At 64.2% G+C, this 20,147-nt stretch carries 30 protein-coding genes and 1 pseudogene; 11 read left to right on the top strand and 20 right to left on the bottom strand.

What is annotated here, in order from left to right; all coding sequences use genetic code 11:
• Positions 1-42: 42 nt before the first annotated feature.
• From CAP37_RS21345 to CAP37_RS21325, 5 genes are all read right to left on the bottom strand, one after another.
• Entirely contained in the window at positions 43-573 is a 531-nt protein-coding gene (locus CAP37_RS21345) for a F0F1 ATP synthase subunit delta (RefSeq protein ID WP_086127025.1), read from the bottom strand.
• A 41-nt stretch (positions 574-614) separates the two neighbouring features.
• Positions 615-1,085: a F0F1 ATP synthase subunit B gene (locus tag CAP37_RS21340; RefSeq protein WP_086127022.1), complete on the bottom strand. Its 471-nt coding sequence runs from the start codon at positions 1,083-1,085 to the stop codon at positions 615-617.
• A 124-nt stretch (positions 1,086-1,209) separates the two neighbouring features.
• The gene (gene atpE / locus CAP37_RS21335) at positions 1,210-1,458 is read right to left on the bottom strand and encodes a F0F1 ATP synthase subunit C (RefSeq protein ID WP_077334647.1); all 249 of its coding nucleotides are present in this window, start codon (positions 1,456-1,458) and stop codon (positions 1,210-1,212) included.
• 79 nt (positions 1,459-1,537) lie between these two features.
• On the bottom strand, positions 1,538-2,413 hold the full coding sequence (atpB, locus tag CAP37_RS21330) for a F0F1 ATP synthase subunit A (RefSeq protein ID WP_086127019.1): 876 nt from the start codon (positions 2,411-2,413) through the stop codon (positions 1,538-1,540).
• 29 nt (positions 2,414-2,442) lie between these two features.
• The gene (locus CAP37_RS21325; protein ID WP_256927075.1) at positions 2,443-2,943 is read right to left on the bottom strand and encodes an ATP synthase subunit I; all 501 of its coding nucleotides are present in this window, start codon (positions 2,941-2,943) and stop codon (positions 2,443-2,445) included.
• A 132-nt stretch (positions 2,944-3,075) separates the two neighbouring features.
• Between CAP37_RS21325 and CAP37_RS21320 the strand changes: the two genes are divergently transcribed.
• The 6 genes from CAP37_RS21320 (at position 3,076) to CAP37_RS21295 (ending at position 7,605) form a co-directional block, all read left to right on the top strand.
• Positions 3,076-3,975 carry a D-amino acid aminotransferase gene (locus CAP37_RS21320; RefSeq protein ID WP_086127014.1) on the top strand — a complete coding sequence of 300 codons (900 nt, stop codon included), beginning with the start codon at positions 3,076-3,078 and terminating at the stop codon, positions 3,973-3,975.
• Positions 3,976-3,990: 15 nt separating this feature from the next.
• Positions 3,991-4,275 (top strand): DUF493 family protein, encoded by a 285-nt coding sequence (locus tag CAP37_RS21315; protein WP_086127011.1) that lies wholly within the window; start codon positions 3,991-3,993, stop codon positions 4,273-4,275.
• Entirely contained in the window at positions 4,272-4,964 is a 693-nt protein-coding gene (gene lipB, locus CAP37_RS21310; RefSeq protein ID WP_086127008.1) for a lipoyl(octanoyl) transferase LipB, read from the top strand. Before CAP37_RS21315 ends, lipB begins: the two co-directional genes overlap by 4 nt.
• A 28-nt stretch (positions 4,965-4,992) precedes the next feature.
• Positions 4,993-6,009, top strand: coding sequence for a lipoyl synthase (lipA, locus tag CAP37_RS21305; protein WP_086127005.1), 1,017 nt, complete (start codon positions 4,993-4,995; stop codon positions 6,007-6,009).
• 1 nt (position 6,010) lies between these two features.
• Entirely contained in the window at positions 6,011-6,694 is a 684-nt protein-coding gene (locus CAP37_RS21300; protein ID WP_086127002.1) for an AraC family transcriptional regulator, read from the top strand.
• Between the two features lie 62 nt (positions 6,695-6,756).
• On the top strand, positions 6,757-7,605 hold the full coding sequence (locus CAP37_RS21295) for a DMT family transporter (protein ID WP_086126999.1): 849 nt from the start codon (positions 6,757-6,759) through the stop codon (positions 7,603-7,605).
• Here the strand turns inward: CAP37_RS21295 and ptsP are convergent.
• Genes ptsP through CAP37_RS21270 form a run of 5 tightly spaced genes read right to left on the bottom strand, consistent with a single transcriptional unit; the run spans position 7,602 to position 11,857 of the window.
• Positions 7,602-9,350 (bottom strand): phosphoenolpyruvate--protein phosphotransferase, encoded by a 1,749-nt coding sequence (gene ptsP / locus CAP37_RS21290; RefSeq protein ID WP_086126996.1) that lies wholly within the window; start codon positions 9,348-9,350, stop codon positions 7,602-7,604. The genes CAP37_RS21295 and ptsP overlap by 4 nt on opposite strands.
• Positions 9,347-9,616, bottom strand: a complete 270-nt coding sequence (locus CAP37_RS21285; protein ID WP_086126993.1) for an HPr family phosphocarrier protein — start codon at positions 9,614-9,616, stop codon at positions 9,347-9,349. The genes ptsP and CAP37_RS21285 overlap by 4 nt, the downstream gene beginning before the upstream one ends.
• The gene (locus CAP37_RS21280) at positions 9,585-10,031 is read right to left on the bottom strand and encodes a PTS sugar transporter subunit IIA (RefSeq protein ID WP_086126991.1); all 447 of its coding nucleotides are present in this window, start codon (positions 10,029-10,031) and stop codon (positions 9,585-9,587) included. The genes CAP37_RS21285 and CAP37_RS21280 overlap by 32 nt, the downstream gene beginning before the upstream one ends.
• A gap of 9 nt (positions 10,032-10,040) precedes the next feature.
• Positions 10,041-11,297, bottom strand: coding sequence for an MFS transporter (locus CAP37_RS21275; RefSeq protein ID WP_086126988.1), 1,257 nt, complete (start codon positions 11,295-11,297; stop codon positions 10,041-10,043).
• Positions 11,294-11,857: a hypothetical protein gene (locus tag CAP37_RS21270; RefSeq protein ID WP_086126985.1), complete on the bottom strand. Its 564-nt coding sequence runs from the start codon at positions 11,855-11,857 to the stop codon at positions 11,294-11,296. Before CAP37_RS21270 ends, CAP37_RS21275 begins: the two co-directional genes overlap by 4 nt.
• Positions 11,858-11,933: 76 nt before the next feature.
• On the opposite strand from CAP37_RS21270, the gene CAP37_RS21265 reads away from it, so the two are divergent.
• Entirely contained in the window at positions 11,934-13,199 is a 1,266-nt protein-coding gene (locus CAP37_RS21265; protein ID WP_086127206.1) for a CaiB/BaiF CoA-transferase family protein, read from the top strand.
• Between the two features lie 16 nt (positions 13,200-13,215).
• Positions 13,216-13,614: a thioredoxin fold domain-containing protein gene (locus CAP37_RS21260; RefSeq protein WP_086126982.1), complete on the top strand. Its 399-nt coding sequence runs from the start codon at positions 13,216-13,218 to the stop codon at positions 13,612-13,614.
• Between the two features lie 27 nt (positions 13,615-13,641).
• On the opposite strand, the gene CAP37_RS21255 is transcribed toward CAP37_RS21260, so the two are convergent.
• The gene (locus tag CAP37_RS21255; protein ID WP_086126980.1) at positions 13,642-14,346 is read right to left on the bottom strand and encodes a DUF4197 domain-containing protein; all 705 of its coding nucleotides are present in this window, start codon (positions 14,344-14,346) and stop codon (positions 13,642-13,644) included.
• Positions 14,347-14,416: 70 nt separating this feature from the next.
• On the opposite strand from CAP37_RS21255, the gene CAP37_RS21250 reads away from it, so the two are divergent.
• Complete coding sequence (locus CAP37_RS21250; RefSeq protein ID WP_086126977.1) at positions 14,417-14,941, top strand: TlpA disulfide reductase family protein; 525 nt, start codon at positions 14,417-14,419, stop codon at positions 14,939-14,941.
• 10 nt (positions 14,942-14,951) lie between these two features.
• Here the strand turns inward: CAP37_RS21250 and CAP37_RS21245 are convergent, their stop codons facing one another.
• On the bottom strand, positions 14,952-15,404 hold the full coding sequence (locus tag CAP37_RS21245) for a cytochrome c (protein WP_086126974.1): 453 nt from the start codon (positions 15,402-15,404) through the stop codon (positions 14,952-14,954).
• Positions 15,405-15,548: 144 nt separating this feature from the next.
• Between CAP37_RS21245 and CAP37_RS21240 the strand changes: the two genes are divergently transcribed.
• Together CAP37_RS21240 and CAP37_RS21235 are read left to right on the top strand one after the other, a co-directional pair.
• Entirely contained in the window at positions 15,549-16,217 is a 669-nt protein-coding gene (locus CAP37_RS21240; protein WP_086126973.1) for a cytochrome b/b6 domain-containing protein, read from the top strand.
• A 71-nt stretch (positions 16,218-16,288) separates the two neighbouring features.
• Positions 16,289-16,786: a GNAT family N-acetyltransferase gene (locus CAP37_RS21235; protein ID WP_086126971.1), complete on the top strand. Its 498-nt coding sequence runs from the start codon at positions 16,289-16,291 to the stop codon at positions 16,784-16,786.
• Here the strand turns inward: CAP37_RS21235 and CAP37_RS21230 are convergent, their stop codons facing one another.
• The 8 genes and pseudogenes from CAP37_RS21230 to CAP37_RS21195 all read right to left on the bottom strand — a co-directional run.
• Complete coding sequence (locus CAP37_RS21230; protein WP_086126968.1) at positions 16,787-17,299, bottom strand: peroxiredoxin; 513 nt, start codon at positions 17,297-17,299, stop codon at positions 16,787-16,789. It lies immediately after the preceding gene.
• Between the two features lie 130 nt (positions 17,300-17,429).
• A complete protein-coding gene (rpsQ, locus tag CAP37_RS21225; RefSeq protein WP_086126965.1) occupies positions 17,430-17,699 on the bottom strand; it encodes a 30S ribosomal protein S17 in 270 nt (89 codons plus the stop codon).
• Positions 17,700-17,708: 9 nt separating this feature from the next.
• A complete protein-coding gene (rpmC, locus tag CAP37_RS21220) occupies positions 17,709-17,909 on the bottom strand; it encodes a 50S ribosomal protein L29 (protein WP_086126962.1) in 201 nt (66 codons plus the stop codon).
• A gap of 16 nt (positions 17,910-17,925) precedes the next feature.
• Positions 17,926-18,342 (bottom strand): 50S ribosomal protein L16, encoded by a 417-nt coding sequence (gene rplP, locus CAP37_RS21215; RefSeq protein WP_086126960.1) that lies wholly within the window; start codon positions 18,340-18,342, stop codon positions 17,926-17,928.
• Between the two features lie 2 nt (positions 18,343-18,344).
• Positions 18,345-19,223 carry a 30S ribosomal protein S3 gene (gene rpsC / locus CAP37_RS21210; RefSeq protein WP_086126957.1) on the bottom strand — a complete coding sequence of 293 codons (879 nt, stop codon included), beginning with the start codon at positions 19,221-19,223 and terminating at the stop codon, positions 18,345-18,347.
• Between the two features lie 15 nt (positions 19,224-19,238).
• Positions 19,239-19,568 (bottom strand): 50S ribosomal protein L22, encoded by a 330-nt coding sequence (rplV, locus tag CAP37_RS21205; RefSeq protein WP_056266781.1) that lies wholly within the window; start codon positions 19,566-19,568, stop codon positions 19,239-19,241.
• Between the two features lie 9 nt (positions 19,569-19,577).
• A complete protein-coding gene (gene rpsS / locus CAP37_RS21200; RefSeq protein WP_086126954.1) occupies positions 19,578-19,853 on the bottom strand; it encodes a 30S ribosomal protein S19 in 276 nt (91 codons plus the stop codon).
• Between the two features lie 12 nt (positions 19,854-19,865).
• Positions 19,866-20,147 (bottom strand): annotated as a pseudogene (locus CAP37_RS21195) (50S ribosomal protein L2); the annotation flags it as partial.

Genomic DNA, 20,147 nt, shown 5'->3' with positions numbered 1-20,147 from the left:
CTTTCGTTAAATGGTGTGCAGGCGCGCCCGGGATGACAGCCGTCAGGCCGTCAGGGCAACTTTCATTTGTTCCAGGCGGGCTTTGACCGAGGTGTCGAGCACCTCGTCGCCCACCACCACGCGGATGCCCCCGATCAGATCGGGCTGCAGTTCAACCTGCAGGTTCAGCTTGCGGCCAAAACGCTTCTCCAGCACCCCGGAGAGATCGGCCAGCGCTGCGCTGTCGACCGCAAAGGCGCTGTAAACAATCGCGTCGAAAGCGCCCAGCTGTGCGTTCTTCAACACGCGGAACTGGCTGGCGATTTCGGGCAAGGCAGCAATACGACCGTTGTCGATCACAGTGCGCAGAAAGTTCTGCGCCTTGACCGGCAAGCTGGTCTTCAACACGCCGGAGATCAGCGTGAAAACCTGCTCAGGCGTGGTCTTGGGGCTGTCGGCGAACTGACGCAACTGCTCATTGGCAGCCACGGCGGCCAGCTCGTCGAGCCAGGCGGAGGTACCGGCGGCGTCAGGTCCGGTGGACTTGAACAGCGCTTCCGCGTAGGGACGTGCAATGGTGGCGATTTCGGCCATGGTTTACCTTTGATTGCCGGTTCGGAGGCGTCGGGTCTGGATCAAAGCTCGGTCTTCAGGCGGCCCAGCAACTCGGCGTGGACGCCGGCGTTGACTTCGCGCTTGAGGATCTGCTCGGCACCCTTCACGGCCAGCGCGGCAACCTGCTCACGCAGGGCCTCGCGGGCCTTGATGACCTGCTGCTCGGCCTCCTGGTGGGCAGCCGCCACAATCTTGGCGGCCTCCTCGGAGGCGCGGACCTTGGCATCCTCGATCACGGCCTGAGCGCGACGCTCTGCGTCTGCCAGACGGGTGGCCGATTCGTTGCGCGATTTGCTCAACTCTTCTTCGACCCGCTTGTTGGCCACGGCCAGTTCGGACTTGGCCTTCTCGGCAGAAGCCAGGCCTTCGGTGATCTTCAGCGCACGTTCATCCAGTGCCTTGGCGATTGGGGGCCACACGAATTTCATCGTGAACCACACCAGGATCGCAAAGACGATGCCCTGCGCGAAGAGGGTTGCATTGATGTTCATCGCAACGCCTTTCTGTGTGTTGACATAAGTGGTGATGCACTTGCCGCAGTGTCGGCGCGCCAGCGAGCGAAAGTCGTCAAGACCTCAACCAGCAAGACGCCGCCCGACGTGGCAGCAAATCCCATTAAGCCAGCGTGAAGGGGTTGGCGAAGGCGAACAGGAGGGCGATGGCCACGCCGATCAGGAAGGCCGCGTCGATCAGACCGGCCAGCAGGAACATCTTGGTTTGCAGGTCGTTCATCAGCTCAGGCTGACGGGCGCCGGACTCGAGGAATTTGCCGCCCATCATGCCGATACCGACCGATGCGCCCAGGGCACCCAGACCGACGATAAGACCGCAAGCCAGTGCGACGAGACCCAGAACGTTTTCCATGATGACTCCTTTGAGATGAACGAAAAGTTGAGAAAGAAAGGGAAAGGGAACGACTCAGCGCGTGGTGAAACCGCGCGACTCAGTGAGCGTCATGCGCCTGGCCGAGGTAAATCAGGGCCAGCATCATGAAGATGAACGCTTGCAGGGTGATGATCAAAATGTGAAAGATGGTCCACACCGTGCCCGCGATCACGTGTCCGATGAAGAACAGGCCCCCACTGAGCGAGAAGGCGGCAAAACCACCCAGCAGCGCAATCAGCATGAACACCAACTCACCTGCGAACATGTTGCCAAACAACCGCATGCCGTGGGAGACCGTCTTGGCCACGAACTCGATCATCTGCATGGAAAAATTGATCACCCCGAGCAAAAGCGCGGCGATCGGATTCTTGCTGGTGCCAAAGGGGGCTGTCACGAGCTCGTGCGCCCAGCCACCCAGGCCCTTGATCTTGACGTTGTAATACAGGCAGAGCAGCAGCACCGAGATCGACATGCCCAGCGTGGTCGACAGATCGGCGGTGGGCACGACACGCAGGTAGTCGGCGTAGCCAAGGGCCGGGCCGGCGGCATGCCACAAGCTGGGAAGGGCGTCGACCGGCAGCATGTCCATGAAGTTCATCAGGAAGATCCAGACGAACACGGTGAGGGCCAGCGGAGCGACCAGCTTGCGGCTGTTCGCGTTGTGAATCACCGACTTGGCCTGGTTGTCGACCATCTCGACCAGCATCTCGACCGCGGCCTGGAAGCGGCCCGGCACGCCGGACGAGGCGTTGCGCGCGGCGCGCCACAGCATGAAGCATGCGAAGGCGCCCAGCAGAACACTCACCACGACGGAATCGATGTTGATCACCGAGAAGTCGACGATGGATTTTTGCTGCTCACCCGTGTTGTTGAGGTGAACCAGGTGATGCCGGATGTATTCACCCGGGGTCAGTGCATTTCCTTCAGCAGCCATGTTCGTTTGTATCCATCAACCGATTTATTTCAACGCCGGGTCTGGATCCAGAATCCAAACCAGTACACCTTCAACACAACCACAAGGCCCGCCAGCAAGGCCAGCCAATTCAGGTCGGGGACGATTCTGGGCGCCGACCACAACATGGCCACTGCCAGCAGAAGCTTGACCCCCTCCCACAAAACGAAACTCATGAACGCCGAAATGACGTGCCCCGAAGCTCGACGGGACATGGCACTTGACGTCACTCCCCAGGCCATCAAGGCGGTCGGGATCACAACCGATGCTGCGCCGTACAAGACGGAATAGCCCACCGATTCGCTCCGGGTCAACAACCACCCCAGCGCACCAGCGACCAACCCCACCAGCATCTGGACTCCGACCACCCTCCAGGCCGACAACTTCGGCTGGGAGGTTCGCCACCGCACCGCATCTTCGTGGTTCAGTGGCTTGAATTCGGGATCTTTGTCGCCATCTTCCCAGTTGCCTGGGGAAGGTGCCTTCGACGTCACCGGGGGCATTGTCGACATGGCAAATTACGGATGGGTTACAGACGCAGGCGTTTAGGCACAGCCGTTGATTATACGTAGAAACCCCATGCATCCGTCAAGGCCGCCCGGCATCTTGCGCCCTGCGCGGCACGCGCGGTCGATAATCCGCCCATGAACCCCTCTCCCCAGGACCAAGGCCCTTCACTTCCCGCTTCGCTGTGCTATCTCAACGGCGAATTCACGGCCTTGCGCGATGCGCGCATCAGCGTGCTCGACCGGGGATTCATCTTTGGCGACGGGGTGTACGAAGTGCTGCCCGCGTATGGCGGCAAGGTGTTCCGGTTCGACCAGCACATGGCGCGGCTGGACCGCTCGCTGGCCGAGCTTCGCATTCCCAACCCGCTCACGCGCGATCAGTGGCTGGCGGTGGCGCGGCGCCTCATCGAAGACCTTCGCGCAACGACCGCTTCGGTCAACCAGTTGATCTACATCCAGGTCACGCGAGGCGTGGCGGTGCGCGACCACGTGATGCCGCCGGGCCTGCAGCCCACGGTGCTCGTGACGGCGAGCGAAATGAAGCTGGCCACGCCGGCGCAGCGTGAGCAGGGTGTGGCCTGCGTGAGCGCCGACGATTTCCGCTGGAAGAAGGCGCACATCAAGACCACCAGCCTGCTTGGCGCCGTGCTCGCCCGGCAGATCAGCGCCGACGCGGGCGCCGTGGAAACGGTGATGTACCGTGAAGGCATGCTCAGCGAAGCGGCGGCCAGCAACGTGTGGGTGGTCAAGCGCGGCGTGGTCATGGGCCCGCCCAAGGACAACCTGGTGCTCGAAGGCATCCGGTTTGGCCTGATCGAGGACATCTGCCGCGAGCAAGGCATTCCCTTCGAACTGCGCCGCATCACCCGCGCCGAGGTGCTGGACGCCGACGAGTTGATGCTTTCTTCAGCCACCAAGGAGGTGTTGCCCATCACCCTTCTGGACGGCCATCCCGTGGGCGCAGGTCGTCCAGGTCCGGTGTACGCCCGGCTTTACGCCGGCTACCAGCAGGCCGTGGCCGCGCAATCGGTCTGAAAGGAGGCCCTTCCCATGGACTTTCCTCGTGAAATCCCCCCCGAACAGTCGCTCATCGTCTACCCGTGCGACTTCCCCATCAAGGTGATGGGCGCGAATGTGGACGGCTTCCCCGAAGCCATGGCCCATGTGGCGCGCGCCTTCGACCATGCCTTCGACCACAACACGATCGAGCACCGCCCGAGCAAGGCTGGCAACTACCTCGGCTTGACGCTGAAGGTGCGGGTGACGAGCCGCGAACAACTCGACGAGCTCTACAGGACCTTGACCACGCACCCGATGGTCAAGATCGTGCTGTGATCGTCCATTCCCTCGGGCGAGCGGACTACACGCCCACCTTTGAGGCCATGCAGGCATTCACTGCGGCTCGCACCGCCGACACACCAGACGAGCTCTGGATCTGCGAGCACCCGCCGGTCTTCACCCAAGGGCTGGCGGGTCGGCTGGATCATCTGCTGGCCCCCGGCGACATTCCCGTTGTGCAGAGCAACCGAGGGGGACAGGTGACTTACCACGGCCCCGGGCAGGTGGTGGCCTATCCCCTGGTGGATTTGCAGCGCGCGGGTTATTTCGTGAAAGAGTTTGTCTATCGGGTCGAAGAAGCGGTTATCCGCACGCTGGCGCCGTTCAACGTCACTGGCCACCGGGTGGCGGGAGCGCCTGGCATCTACGTGCGGCTGGACGAACCCGGCAGTCATGCGCCGCTGCCACAGCGCCCGCAACGCAAGGTGGCCGGGCAGCCGCACCCAGAGCCCGACTTCAACGGCCTGGGCAAGCTCGCCGCGCTGGGCATCAAGGTCAGTCGCCATTGCACTTACCACGGTGTGGCGCTCAATGTGGATATGGACCTGCAACCCTTCGAACGCATCAACCCCTGCGGATACCAGGGTCTGCGCACGGTCGATCTTTCTACAATCGGGGTCGCGGCTTCATGGGACGAAGTCGCGCAGGCCCTGAGCCAGAAGCTCGCTGCCCTCCTAGCCCCCTGACCCCAACCGCGCCAAACGCGCCCACGACATGACCAGCCCCGAAACCACCACGGCCACCGCCAGCAGCACCGTCCGCGACGCTCAGCCCGCTGCCAGCTACGACGCCACGGCCAAGCAGAAGAGCCAGGCCAAGACCGCGCGCATCCCGATCAAGATCGTGCCGGGCGAGGTGCTGAAGAAGCCCGAGTGGATCCGGGTCAAGGCCGGCAGCCCCACCACGCGCTTCTACGAAATCAAGGACATCCTGCGCACCAACAAGCTGGTCACGGTGTGCGAGGAAGCGAGCTGCCCCAACATCGGCGAGTGCTTTGGCAAGGGCACGGCCACCTTCATGATCATGGGCGACAAGTGCACGCGGCGATGCCCGTTCTGCGACGTGGGCCACGGCCGCCCCGATCCCCTGGACGTGGACGAACCCGACAACCTGGCCAGGACGATCGCGCAGCTCAAGCTGAAATACGTGGTGATCACCAGCGTGGACCGCGACGATCTGCGCGACGGAGGCGCTGGCCATTTCGTGGCCTGCATCGAGAAGACCCGCGCGCTGTCTCCGCAGACACAGATCGAGGTGCTGGTGCCCGATTTCCGCGGCCGCGACGACCGCGCGCTGGACATCCTCAAGGCCGCACCACCGGATGTGATGAACCACAACCTGGAGACCGTGCCGCGCCTCTACAAAGAAGCACGCCCTGGGTCGGACTACCAGTTCAGTCTCAACCTGCTCAAGAAATTCAAGGCGCTCTTCCCCCACGTGCCGACCAAGAGCGGCCTCATGGTGGGCCTGGGCGAGACGGACGAAGAAATCCTCGACGTGATGCGCGACATGCGCGCGCACCACATCGACATGCTGACCATCGGCCAGTACCTCGCACCCAGCGGCCACCACCTGCCGGTGCGCCGCTACGTGCACCCCGACACCTTCAAGATGTTCGAGGCCGAGGCCTACAAGATGGGCTTTACCCACGCCGCCGTGGGCGCCATGGTGCGCAGCAGCTACCACGCTGATCAGCAGGCGCACGGTGTGCTGAACCCCACACCGAAGTGACATGTCTGCCGCGCACGACAGCTTGAGCGTGCGCGACTACGGCGCCTCGCACGGCAGCCACGACCACGACCACTTTCAGATACTCGTCGGCCTTGATGGCGTGCTCGAGCTGGAGGTGGCCGGGCGCGGCCGGCGCATTGCTGTCGGCGACGGCTGTGTGGTGCCGCCGGGCGAACGGCACGACTTCGAGGCGCTAAGCGGCGCACGCTGCCTCGTGCTCGACAGCCACGCGAATGCCTGGGCACGTGCGGGCACATTTCCACCCACGCTCGCCACGCAGGCGCTGGCGAGTTACCTTGCCCGCGCCTGTGCGGACCGCTTGCCCCGCGCCCAGCAGGTGGGCCCTTCGTTGCTGCTTGAATCGTGGTTGCCGTCCACGCAGGTTTCGCCTCGTCCTCGCCGGGCCATCGACTGGGACGCGCTCGCCCGCTGGGCGCTTGCACGCTCGAGCAGCGCCCCCTCGCTGGCCGAGCTGGCGGCGCGGGTGCACTTGAGCGCGGCCCAGCTGACTGCGCGCTGCCGCGATGAGCGTGGCCAGAGCACCCAGCAATGGCTGCGCGAACTGCGGCTGGCGCAAGCGCGGGCGTGGCGCGAGCAAGGGCTGGGCGTGGCCGAGGTGGCGCGCCGCAGCGGCTACCGTTCGCCCTCTGCACTCACCGCCGCCCGGCGCCGAACTGGCATCTGAACCCGCGCCGCACGACGACTGACCCGCGTTTCGCGACGATCGCTTCCGCTAGGCTTGGGCGCATGAACACCGCCAACCTTCTTGCGCTCGGGGCCATCGCGCTCTGGGCCTCGCTGGCCGCGCTGGGCGTGACCTTGTCGCATGTGCCGCCATTTTTGCTCACGGGCCTCTCTCTGCTGGTGGGCAGCCTCATCGCGCTTCCGCTCTCGCGGTTCGACCTGCGGCAGTGGCGCGTGCCGCTGCCCACCCTGGCGATTGGTGTCTACGGCCTGTTCGGTTTTCACTTTCTGCTGTTCATTGCACTGCGCCACGCGCCACCGGTGCAGGCCAACCTGGTGAACTACCTCTGGCCGCTGGGCATCGTCGTCATGGCGCCACTGTTCCTGCCCGGCATGTCGCTCACGCGGCGCCATCTGCTGGCGGCCCTGCTGGGCTTTGCCGGTGCGGCGCTGGCCATACTGGGCGGCACCGGGGAAGCCGGCGAGGCGCGCTGGGCCTGGGGCTACATCCCCGCACTGGGCTCGGCCTTCATCTGGGCCAGCTATTCATTGCTCACGCAGCGCGTGCGCGCTTTTCCCACCGCCGCCATCGGCAGCTTCGCATTGATATCTGGCTTGCTGGCCCTGCTGTGCCACGCGCTGCTGGAGCCCTCGGTGGCCTTGTCGTCGCGCGATCTGAGCCTGATCGCCGTGCTCGGCCTGGGTCCGCTGGGCGGCGCCTTCTTTCTGTGGGATGCGGCGCTCAAGCGCGGTGATGCTCGGCAGATCGGCGTGCTGAGCTTCCTCACACCCCTGTTGTCCACGCTGACCTTGCTGCTGATGCGCGGCGAAAAGCCGAGCCTGGCGGTGGGCCTGGCCGCTGTGATGATCGTGGGCGCGGCCGTGCTGGCCACGCGCCAGCAAAAAGCTTAGTCGACCATCAGTGCGGCCGGATCTTCGGCGGCCAGCACGCTCTGCGCCCAAGTCTGGAGGCGGCCCGTGTCGCAACGCAGGATCTGCTGCTTCACCGCCAGGATCTGCGATGGATGCATGGAAAAACTGCGCAGGCCAAGACCCAGCAGCAGGCGCGTCAATGTCACATCGCCAGCCATCTCGCCACACACGCTCACGCCCTTGCCCTGCTCGCGGCACTGCGCGATGGTGCTGGCCAGCAGGTGCAGCACCGCGGGGTGCACCGGGTCGTAGAGATGCGAAACGGCTTCGTCGGCGCGGTCAATCGCCAGCGTGTACTGGATCAGGTCGTTGGTGCCGACAGAGAGAAAATCGAAGTGGCGCAGGAACAGCGGAATGGTCAGTGCCGCGGCGGGCACCTCGATCATGGCGCCGAGCTTGACCGAGCCCTGCGGGACGCCGGCGTTGGTGAGCTGATCCCGGGCGCGGTTGATGAGCGAGAGCGTCTGGCGAATCTCGCTCGCGTGGGCCAGCATGGGAATCAGCAGGTTGACGGGCCCATGTGCGGCAGCTCGGAGGATGGCGCGAAGCTGGGCCAGGAACATGGAAGGTTCGGACAGGCTCCAGCGGATCGCTCGCAGTCCCAGCGCCGGGTTGAGGTGGTCGTCGCCCGCGCGCGAAGCGCCACGGTCCAGCGGCTTGTCGGCGCCCACGTCGACCGTGCGAATCGTCACCGGCAGGCCCTGCATGCCATCGACCGCGCGGCGGTAAGCCTGGTATTGCTCTTCCTCGTCGGGCAACTTGCCGTTGCGGCCCATGAAAAGAAATTCGCTGCGGAACAGCCCCACGCCCACGGCGCCGGCCTTGAGGGCGGCCACGGCGTCTTCGGGTTGCTCGATGTTCGCCAACAGCTCGATCTTCTGACCATCGAGCGTGACGGCGGGCGTGTTCCTCAGACGCGAGAGTCGCTCGCGCTCCACCTCACCCTGACGCTGCTTGAAGCCGTACTCGGCCAGCAGGATGGGCGAGGGGTCGACCAGCACCACACCGGCGTCGCCGTCGATGATGACCCAGTCGTCCTGTTTGACGAGGTGGCTCGCCGAACGCGCGCCCACCACCGCCGGGATGTCCATGCTGCGAGCGACGATGGCGGTGTGGCTGGTCTTGCCACCGACATCGGTGACAAACCCGGCGAACACGCTCTGCTTGAACTGCAGCATGTCCGCAGGCGACAGGTCGTGCGCGATCAGCACCAGCGGCACTTCGGTGCTGTTGTCGTGCACCGGCCGCGCGCCACCCGCCACGGGCGAGGCCACACCACGCATGACGCGCAACATGCGCTCGACCACCTGCTCCAGGTCGGCCTTGCGCTCGCGCAGGTAAAGATCCTCCATTTCGTCAAACTGGCGCGCAATCACCTCGAGCTGGGTGGTGAGCGCCCATTCGGCGTTGTAGTGGCGGTCCACGATCCAGTGCTTGACGCCACCGGTGAGTTGCTCGTCCTGCAGCAGCATCAGGTGCACATCGAGCAGCGCAGTGAGTTCAGGGTGCGCGTCGGTCGACTCCAGCTCGCTCAGACTGTGCTGGACCTTCAGGATTTCCTCGGCCACCGCGTTGCGCGCGTGGCGCAGGCGCTCAATCTCGCCCTGCACCTCGTCTGCCTGCACAAAGTAGTGCGCGACATCGACGCGGCTGGACGCCACGATCACGGCTCGCCCGATGGCAATGCCTCGGGAGACAGCCAGGCCGTGGACCGAGAACGTCATTCCCCCTCGCCGAACTTGTCGTCGATCAGGGCCACGATCGCATTGAGGGCGGCCTGCTCATCGCTGCCGGACGTCTCAATTTCCACCGAGCTGCCCAGACCCGCCGCGAGCATCATCACGCCCATGATGCTTTTGGCGTTGACGCGGCGATCGGCGCGCGTCATCCAGACATCGCTGGCAAAGCTGCCAGCGAGTTTGGTGAGTTTGGCCGAAGCGCGTGCGTGCAACCCGAGCTTATTGCTGATGGTCACGGTGGTCTTGATCATGGGTGGTTCGTCGGGCCTGGTTCTGGGGAGCGGTCACGGCGACCTGAATGACTCCCTGCGTGGCACCGATCATGGCGCGGGAGATCAGGGCATCGAGCGACTCGTGCCGATACGACACGGTGCGCAGCAACATGGGAAGGTTGACGCCGGTGATGAGCTTGGAATTCACGCCGTCGATCAGCTTTTGCGCCACGTTGCAAGGTGTGGCGCCGAACACATCGGCCACCACCAGCGTCTGAGGCAGGTGCATCTGGCGCAACAGGGCACGCGCCTGGGCCAGCGATTCTTCGGGCGGCACGTTGGGCTGGATGTCCAGCGCCACCACGGCATCGGCTGCATCGGGGAACACATGCAGCACGCATTGACGCAACGCCGCGGCCAACGGAGCGTGGGCAATGATGAAGATGCCGTTCATGGGGCAAGTTTAGCTGGCTCGCCTGGCAGAAAGGCCGCGCCAGGCTCGCCAGAAGGTCGCGTAGGCGAACACGCAACACACGCCGAAGATGGCAAAGGCGCCGCGGAAACGCGCGGCCTCGCTCCAGCCCAGCACGCTCAGGGCCTCGATCAGCGCGCCAATGCCCCACTGGGCTGCGAACACGCCGGCAAAAATAGCAAGGTTGTAAGCCGAGAGCGCACGGCCGGCTGCCTCGGCAGGCAGTGCCAGCGCCACCGCAGGCTGCGAAAGTGAGGCAAAGGTGCTGCTGACGCAGAACAAGGCCCACAGCGCCCAGCCCGCATCGGCACCCAGCACGACGATGGTCGCCAGCACCGCCAGGCTCACCGGCATGCCCCAGGCAATCAGGCGCTCGGGTGAGAAGCCGCGGCGCGCCAGGTGCGGGTTGACCATGCCCCATGCCCAGAAGGTGCAAAGCATGGACAGGTTGATGCCGAAGAGCCCGGCGGCCGCTGCCTCGGGCGTGTAGCCAGCCACCTTCACCATCCACGGCCCGGCCCAGAGAGTCTGCACAGCGATCATGCCGCCATAGTTGACGATGCCGACCGGCAGCATCTGGCGGAAGTAGGGATGGCGCCAGATGAATCCATAGCCCTGCAGTGCGGGCGCTACCGCCGCCTCTTTCGATGTGTCCTGGTGCCGCCAGCGCGGAACGGTGGCGGCCAGCAAGACCATGGACAGAAGGATCAGCGCGGCCAGCCACCAGAACAGCCCCCGCCAGCCGGTGAACGGCATCAGCCATTGCACGGGCAAGGTGGACGCCACCATGCCGAGTGATCCAGACATCAGCATCCAGGAGTTGGCGCGCATCTGCGCCGCCGGCGTGAGCCAGCGCCGGTAGCCTGTAAGCGGTGCCATCAGGCAGGCACTCACCCCCATACCAATGAGCACCCGAGCCGCCAGCAAACCCGAAAAACTGGTGGCCATGGCGAACGCGGCGCATCCCGCCACAGCCATGCTCAGGAAGCCCAGCACCACGACGCGCGGGCCATACCGGTCCAGCCAGTTGCCCAGCGGCAACTGCGTGAGGGCAAAGCCGAAAAAGTAGCCGCCCGCCAGCAGCCCCAGGTCGCCGGCGCTGAGGGCCATCTCGGCGCTCAGGGTGGGCGACAGCGTGGCGGTGATGGCGCGCAGCAAGGCCGACAGGAAATAGGCGAGCACAAACGCCAGGAACACGATGACCGCGGTGCGCGCCGGCAACAGATCGGATCGGGGCGCTGCGCTCATGGCAGTTTCAAGGCGTCGAAAAATGTGGCGATTACCTCGCCGGGCAGGCTCGGCCCATAAACGGCAGCCTGGAAGACCTGGGAGCCGCGGGCAAAGTACGCCGCGCGCATCTGTACCAGCTGGCCCTGCGGTCCCGTGCCCTGCACGGCGAGGCTGCGCGCTTTCGGTGCGCCAGGCATATGAAAGGCCCAGCGCGCCTCAGGCGAATCGGCCAGCTCCGGCGCCAGGCGCAAGCTGGCAAGAGAGGCGCGGGGCCACTCCGCGAGCGCCGCGTCCACCCGGGCAGGTTCCCCAAGTTCTGCCCAGGCCACGGCGAAACTCAGGCCCCCGGTGTCGCAGCTTTGCAGGTGCAGCTCGGTACCCGCCCCCGCCAAGAGCACGGTGCGGGTGGCGTGTTCGGGCTTGCATGGCATGAGCGTCTGCAGTGGCGTGCCCTCTGGACGCAGCTCGCGCCAGTTGAAGGTGGGGCTGCAGGCGGACAGGGCGAGCAAGGCGATCAGGATGGGTGTAACCGTCGGCGGGCGACGACCAGGCGCAAGGCCCGCAGAGAAAAGAGACATGGGAATTCCAGCTGGGCCACGGCCGTCAAGATGCGGCTCGATGCGAGGCACGGACGGCCTCGCGCACAATGGCGACATGAATGCTCTGGATGGTATCCGTATCCTGGACTTGTCACGCGTGCTCGCCGGGCCCTGGTGCACGCAGACCCTGGCAGACCTCGGCGCCGACGTGGTGAAGGTCGAGCGTCCTGCCAGCGCGCAACACCCCGGTGGCGACGACACGCGCGGCTGGGGCCCACCCTTCCTGCGAAGTCACGACGGCGCCGACACGGCCGAGGCCGCCTACTACCTGGGCGCCAACCGCAACAAGCGATCCATCACCTGCGACATAGCCCAGCCCGAAGGCCAGGCGCTCATCCGCGAGCTGGCGAAACAAGCCCACGTGTTCGTGGAGAACTACAAGGTCGGCGATATGGCGCGCTATGGCCTGGACTTCGACAGCCTGCGCAAGATCAACCCGAGGCTGGTGTACTGCTCCATCACCGGTTTCGGCCAGACCGGCCCCTACAAAGACCGCGCAGGTTACGACTTCGCTATTCAGGCCATGGGTGGCCTCATGAGCGTGACCGGCGAACGCGACGCTTTGCCGGGGGGCGGCCCGCAGAAAGTGGGCGTGGCCGTGGCCGATCTGTTCACCGGCCTGTACGCCACGGTCGGCATCCAGGCCGCGCTGCGACACGCCGAGCGCACGGGTGAGGGTCAGCACATCGACATGGCCCTGCTCGACACGCAAGTGGCCATGCTCGCCAACTTGGGCGCCAACTACCTGGTGCGCGGACGCGAAGACGGCAAGGTGCCGGGTCGTGCGGGCAACGCACACGCCAACATCGTGCCCTACCAGGTGTTCGAGGTGGCGCCGGATGCACAGGGGCAACCACAGCACATCATTCTGGCCGTGGGCAACGACGGCCAGTTCGCCAAATTCTGCGCCGTGGCCGGCCAGCCCGAGCTGGCCACCGACCCCCGCTTTGCGCAGAACCAGAACCGGGTGCGCCACCGCGAGGTGCTGGTTCCTTTGCTGGAGACGGTCCTGAAATCGCGCGGCAAAGCCGACTGGCTGAGCGCGCTTGAAGCCGCCAAGGTACCTTGCGGACCCATCAACAACCTGGCCGAAGTGTTTGCCGATGAACACGTGCAGTCGCGCGGCATGGTGCACACCTGGGCACACCCGCTGGCCAACGCGGTGGATCTGGTCGCGAGCCCGCTCAAGCTTGGTGTCACGCCGGTGAGAAACGACCTGCCCCCGCCGCTGCTGGGCCAGCACACGGCCGAGGTCCTGAAGGACTGGCTGGCCTGCCCGCCCGAGCGGCTGGCCGAGCTTCGGCGCAGTGGCGCCATCTGAGGCAGGCCGCAGCTCCATGTCGGACCAGTTGCCCACCCCCAACTCTCTGCGCGGGGCTGCCAGCGCCGCAGCCGCACGCGGCCAGCCGCTGGTGGTGATGATCACGCTGGCGGGCTGCCCCTACTGCGAAATCGTGCGCAAGCAGTACCTGCTGCCGATGCGCCGTGAAGGCCTGGTGCACGCGGTGCAGCTCGATGTGCTCGACCGCACCGGCAACCTGCAGGGCTTCGATGGGCAGTTGACCACGCCAGCCGCGCTGGCCACGGCATGGAAGGCGCGCTTCACCCCCACCGTCCTGTTCTTCGGCCCGGACGGGCGAGAGCTGGCCGAGCGCCTGGTGGGGGTGGCGGTGCCTGATTTTTATGGTGAGTATCTGGAAGCGCGGCTCAGGGAGGCCCGCAGCAAACTGAAGTAAACCAACCCCGCCACCGGGGGCTGGCACTCACTTCAATGTACCAAACACTTTCTGGAGGATGGCGCTGCCGGTGCCCACGGGGTCCTGGCGGATCTTGCGTTCTTCCTCACCAATGATGGTGTAGAGGCCATCGAGCGACTTGCCGGTAACGTAGCGCTGGATGTTGGCGTCTTCACCTTTCACGAGCCCGAAACCTGCGGCCTTTCCAGCCACCCGGTTGTACTGGTTGGCCAGGCCCACCCTCTCGGTGGCTTTGGTGACGATGGGCAGGAATTTTTCGCCCAACGGGCTGCGCGTCTTGTCGGCAAAGAACTGGGTGACGGAGTTTTCACCGCCGCTCAGGATGTTTTTGGCATCGGTGACGCTCATGGACTTCACCGCCCCCACCAGCAGATCTTTGCCCATGGGAACCGCCGCCTCGGCGGCCCGGTTCATGCTCGTCACGAGCTCGTCCACCCGCTTGCCCTGGCCGGTCAGTTTCAGCAGCTTGGACGCGTCTTCGAGAAATCCGGGCAGGGGAATCCGAACTTTCGGGTTGCCGAGGAATCCATCAGCCTTGCCAAGCAAAGCGACCGCCGCCAGCGCTCCCTTTTCCAGCGCGACCTTGATGCCCTGACTGGCGTCCTGGTTGGTGAGATCGCTGAGTGACAGCGCCCTCGCCTGTTCATGAACAGCCAGGACCAGAAGGCCAATGAGGGCTGAGGTGGACTGGGTAAACTGGCGGCGTTGCATGGCAGATCCTTCTGGATGGCAAATGGACGAAAGACGTGGGGCAATGTAGTCCCCGGGAAGTGAAAAGACAATGACCGATCTGAGCCCTGGTGGCCTTCACCGCAGGCACACCCTCCTGGCCACAGCGGCGCTGGGCGCGGTTGCCGCGCTCGGCCTCTCTGGCTGCAGCGGCCGCGACGCGGCACCCGAATCCAGCTTTGTGCTGCTGGATGGCTCCAAGGCGACCACGGCCGATCTGAAGGGCAAGGTCACCCTGGTGAATTTCTGGGCCACCACCTGCGTGACCTGCGTCAAAGAGATGCCGCAGATCGTCGCCACCTGGCACAAGTACCAGAGTCAGGGGTTTGACACCGTGGCCGTGGCGATGGAGTATGACCCGCCGGCCTGGGTACTCAATTTCGCGCAGAGCAGACAGTTGCCCTTCAAGGTGGCGCTGGACAACACCGGCGAAATTGCAAGGCAGTGGGGGGAAGTGAAACTCACCCCCACCACCTACCTGGTCGACAAGCAGGGGCAGATCGTCAAACGCTATGTGGGCGAGCCGGATTTTCCGGCCCTGCACGGCTTGATCGAAAAGCTACTGGCCCAGGCCTGATCGATCGTCTTCAGTTCTTCTGGTAGGCGTCGTGGCAGGCCTTGCAGGTCTGGCCGACCGAACCAAAAGCCGTCTTCACGCTGTCAAGATTGCCCGTCTTGGCGGCGGCCGAGAGCTTCGCAGTTTCAACCTGCAGCTTGTCCGCACCTTCCTTGAACTTGGCCTGCTCGGTCCAGATTTCCGGCTTGGCACGGGTTTCTCCCTTGTCTGTGCCCGCCACGAACGCTTCCCACGGCAACTTGCTCAGACTCTCCAGCAGCGCAGCGCTGTCCGCCGCCGCCTTTGCGTCGAACGCCACGCGACCATTGGCCATGGCGCCAAGGCGGCCGGCGTGATTGCCCATGATGGTCATCACTGCCTTGCGGTACTTCACCGCGTCTTCGGGCTTCTGAAACTGTGCCATTGCGGGCGCTGTGAACGAGGCGAAGGCAAGGCAAAGAGCCAGTGGGGCGACGATTCTCATGAGGACTCCTGAACGGGTTGTGGGGGAGACACGGTGGCTCTGAGGCCACCCGCGCCTGAGTGTATCGGCGATCCCGAAGTTCCTTGGGAGCTGTCCATGCGTGTATCGTCTCCATCCTGTCTCATGCAACCGCCCCGAACCGCCATGCACACCATCCGTATCTGGGACCTGCCCACCCGAGTCTTTCACTGGCTGCTGGCGATCTGCGTGATCGGACTTGTGGTGACCGGCAGCGTGGGAGGCAACTGGATGAACTGGCACCTGCGGCTGGGCTACGCAGTGCTGACGCTGCTGCTGTTTCGGCTGGTCTGGGGGTTTGTCGGTGGACACTGGTCGCGGTTCGGGAGCTTTTTGTACTCACCCACTTCGCTGGTGGCCTACCTGCGCGGGCGGGCTCGGCCGGAGCACGAGGCAGGCCACACACCGCTGGGCGCGCTGTCGGTGCTGGCATTGCTCCTGATCCTTGCCGCCCAGGTCGGCACGGGGCTGATCAGCGACGATGAAATTGCCGTGTCCGGCCCGTTGGCTCGCTTTGTCTCGGGAGATACCGTCTCGCTGGCCTCGGGGTACCACACGGAGGTCGGCAAATTCATTGTGATGGCGCTGGTGGTGCTGCACGTGCTGACCATCCTCTTCTACAAGGTGGTGAAAAAGCAAAGTCTGGTGCGGCCGATGGTGGTGGGCGACAAGCAACTTGCTACGCCGGTGCGCCCGGCACGCGATTCGGCCGGCACGCGGCTGGTGGCGTTGGCGGTTTTGATTTTGTCTGGTGCGTTGGTCGCGTGGCTGGTCAAGCTCGGGAACGCCTTCTGAAGTCTGGCGGCGTGCTGTCGTATAGTGACTGCCACCCCACCGCCCGGACGCTGTCCGTCGATCCCGCCGCCATGAACGACCCTGGAGCCGCCGCCGTATCCCTCAGACCCGCCCAGTTTCCCGAGGACCTGCAGACGGTCAGGGGTCTGTTCCTGGAGTACCAGGCTGGTCTCGGCATCGATCTGTGCTTCCAGGGTTTCGACGCCGAGTTAATTGGCCTGCCCGGTGACTACGCTGCACCTTCGGGTGCCTTGCTGCTGGCACTGGTGGACGGAGAGCCTGCGGGCTGTTGCGCCATGCGTCCACTGCACAACTCAGACCACCTCAATGCCTGCGAGATGAAGCGCCTGTTCGTGCGCCCGGCATTCCGTGGCTTCGGGCTGGGACGGCTGCTGGTGGAGCGTGTGCTCTCCGAAGGCCAGCTCGCCGGTTACACCACCATGCTGCTCGACACCTTGAGCGACATGGAAACAGCCCGCGCCCTGTACCAGGAGGCAGGCTTTGTCGAGGTGGCACCCTACTACCACAACCCCATCGCCGGGGCGCACTACCTCAAGGTCGATCTCTGATCAGACGCCAGCCTTCGCCTGGGCCAGCAGAGTGTCCGCGTCGCTCACCTCGAACTTGCCGGGCGCCTCGACATTGAGGGTCTTGACCACCCCGTCCTTGATCAACATCGAATAGCGGTTGCTGCGCAGGCCCATGCCCCGGCCCGTCAGATCCAGCGTCAGACCCGTGGCTTTGGCGAAATCGGCGCTGCCGTCCGCCAGCATGCGCACCTTGTCACCGGTCTTCTGGTCGCGTGCCCAGGCACCCATCACAAACGCATCGTTCACGCTCAAGCACCAGATCTCGTCCACGCCCGCAGCCTTGAAGTCTGCGGCGTGCTGCACGAAGCCCGGCACATGCTTGGCCGAGCAAGTGGGCGTGAAGGCGCCCGGCAGGGCAAACACGGCGATCGTCTTGCCAGCGGAGGTCTTCGCAACATCCACCGGATTGGGGCCGATGCTGCAACCATTGCCCTCGACTTCGCTGTACTCCATCAGCGTTGCCGCCGGAATCTTGTCGCCCACCTTGATCATGCTGTGCTCCTCGTCGTGATGGCCCGAAGGCCGTGGCTGAAAGAACCAGACCAACCCGGTCCGGAAAAAGAAAAAGCGACCGAATTGTCGGTCGCTTTTTCGTTGTGCGCTGAGACCAGCGGCTTGGGGCTTACACCAGTGCGGCTTTTTGCACCAGGCGAGTAGCGACCCAGTTTTTGGTCTTGGACAGCGGACGGCTTTCGGTGATCTCGATCACGTCGCCGGTCTTGAACTCGCCCTTTTCGTCATGGGCGTGGTACTTGCTGGATTTCGCCACGATCTTGTCGTAGAGCTCGTGCTTCACACGGCGCTCGACCAGGACCGTCACGGTCTTGGTGCGCTTGTCGCTGACCACCTTGCCAACCAAGGTGCGCTTGAGGGATGTTTTAGCTTCCGTCATGGTCACTCCTTATTTGGCCGAAGCCCGCTGCTTTTCGGCCAGGATGGTCTTGGCGCGAGCGATCGAACGGCGGGTATCACCCAGCGTGGCGTTGTTGTTGAGTTGTTGCGTGGCTTTTTGCATGCGCAGACCAAAGTGGGCCTTTTGCAGCGACTTCACTTCGGCTTCCAAGCCGGCCACATCCTTCTGGCGCAGTTCAGCAGTTTTCATCTTGTGTTCTCCTGAATCACTGACCCAGCATGCGCGTCACGAATGTGGTGCGCAGGGGAAGTTTGGCGGCGGCAAGCTGGAAAGCTTCACGAGCCAGCTGTTCGGGCACACCCACGATCTCGTAGAGCACCTTGCCAGGCTGGATTTCGGCCACGTAGTACTCCACGGAACCCTTGCCGTTGCCCATGCGGACTTCAGCAGGCTTCTGGGAGATCGGCTTGTCCGGGAACACGCGGATCCAGATGCGGCCACCACGCTTGACGTGGCGGGAGATCGCACGGCGTGCGGCCTCGATCTGACGAGCCGTAAGGCGACCACGGTCGGTCGACTTCAGGCCGAAGTCGCCGAATGCGACGGTGGCACCGCTGGTGGCGACGCCCGTATTGCGGCCTTTTTGTTCTTTTCGGAACTTGCGGCGAGCAGGTTGCAACATGTTTATTCTCCTTTGCCGTCCGCAGCTGCAGATGCGGGCGCGGCGTCTTTGCGAACGCGCTTAACGGCGGGTTTTGGCTCAAGGCCGGGGGTAGCTTCAGCAGGCTTGTCGCTGCCATCGGCCGGTGCGGCATTGGCGCCTGGGCGGCGAACCGCAGCGCGGGCAGGCGGACCTGCCGGACGCTCACGGCGCGGACCACGCGGGCGGCGCTCTTCTTCAGCACGCGGCTCGGCCACCACGGGTGCATCGTTGCGACCCAGGGTGTCGCCCTTGTAGACCCAGACCTTGACACCAATGATGCCGTAGGTGGTCTTGGCTTCGGACGTGCCGTAGTCGATGTCTGCACGCAGGGTGTGAAGAGGCACGCGACCTTCGCGGTACCACTCGCAACGGGCGATTTCAATGCCGTTCAGACGACCAGACGACATGATCTTGATGCCCTGGGCGCCCAGGCGCATCGCGTTCTGCATGGCGCGTTTCATGGCGCGGCGGAACATGATGCGCTTCTCGAGCTGCTGCGTGATGCTGTCGGCGATCAACTTGGCATCGATTTCGGGCTTGCGCACTTCTTCGATGTTGACGGCGACCGGCACGCCGAGCTTGGCGGCCAGTTCTTTCTTCAGCTTCTCGATGTCCTCGCCTTTTTTGCCGATCACCACGCCCGGACGTGCCGAGTAAATGGTGATGCGCGCATTCTTGGCGGGGCGCTCGATCACGACGCGCGAAACGGCGGCGTTCTTCAGCTTGCCCTTGAGGTACTCACGCACCTTGATGTCTTCAGCCAGCATGCCGGCGAAGTCACGGTTGCTGGCATACCAGCGGCTGGCCCAGTTGCGGGAGATTGCGAGGCGGAACCCGGTCGGGTTGATTTTTTGTCCCATATTCCTGTGACCTCTTCAGTTGCCAACCGTCACGTAGATGTGACACGTGGGTTTGCTGATGCGGTTGCCGCGGCCTTTGGCGCGGGCCGAGAAGCGCTTGAGCGTGGTGCCTTGTTCGACGTAGATGGTCGTGACCTTCAGCTCGTCGATGTCGGCGCCGTCGTTGTGCTCGGCGTTCGCAATGGCGGACTCAAGCGCCTTCTTGACGATGCCAGCCGCTTTCTTCTGCGTGAAAGCCAGGATGTTGAGGGCTTGATCGACTTTCTTGCCACGAATCAGGTCGGCAACCAGTCGGCCTTTGTCGACCGAGAGGCGAACGCCTCGAACGATTGAACGGGTTTCCATGGTTAGTCCTTACTTCTTCGCTTTTTTGTCGGCCGGGTGGCCTTTGAACGTGCGCGTCAGCGAGAACTCGCCGAGCTTGTGTCCCACCATCTGATCGGTGATGTACACGGGCACGTGCTGTTTGCCGTTGTGCACGGCGATGGTCAGGCCGATGAAATCGGGCAGGATCATCGAGCGGCGCGACCAGGTCTTGACGGGCTTTTTGTCCTTGTTGGCTTGGGCTTTTTCAACCTTGGCCATCAAGTGGTGGTCGACAAACGGACCTTTTTTGAGTGAGCGAGTCATGTTGTCAACCCTTTACTTCTTGCGACGCGAGACGATCATCGACTGCGTGCGGCGGTTGTTGCGGGTGCGGTAGCCCTTGGTCAGGTTGCCCCACGGATCCACCGGAGCGCGGCCTTCGCCGGTCTTGCCTTCACCACCACCGTGCGGGTGATCGATCGGGTTCATCGCGGTACCGCGAACGGTTGGGCGGATGCCCATGTGGCGTTTGACACCGGCCTTGCCCAGCTGGCGCAGGCTGTGTTCCTGGTTGGACACTTCGCCGATGGTGGCGCGGCAATCCACGTGGACCTTGCG

This window comes from Hydrogenophaga sp. IBVHS1, assembly GCF_002127265.1.
Lineage (GTDB): Bacteria > Pseudomonadota > Gammaproteobacteria > Burkholderiales > Burkholderiaceae_C > Hydrogenophaga.
This window is presented reverse-complemented; position numbering and strand designations above follow the sequence as displayed.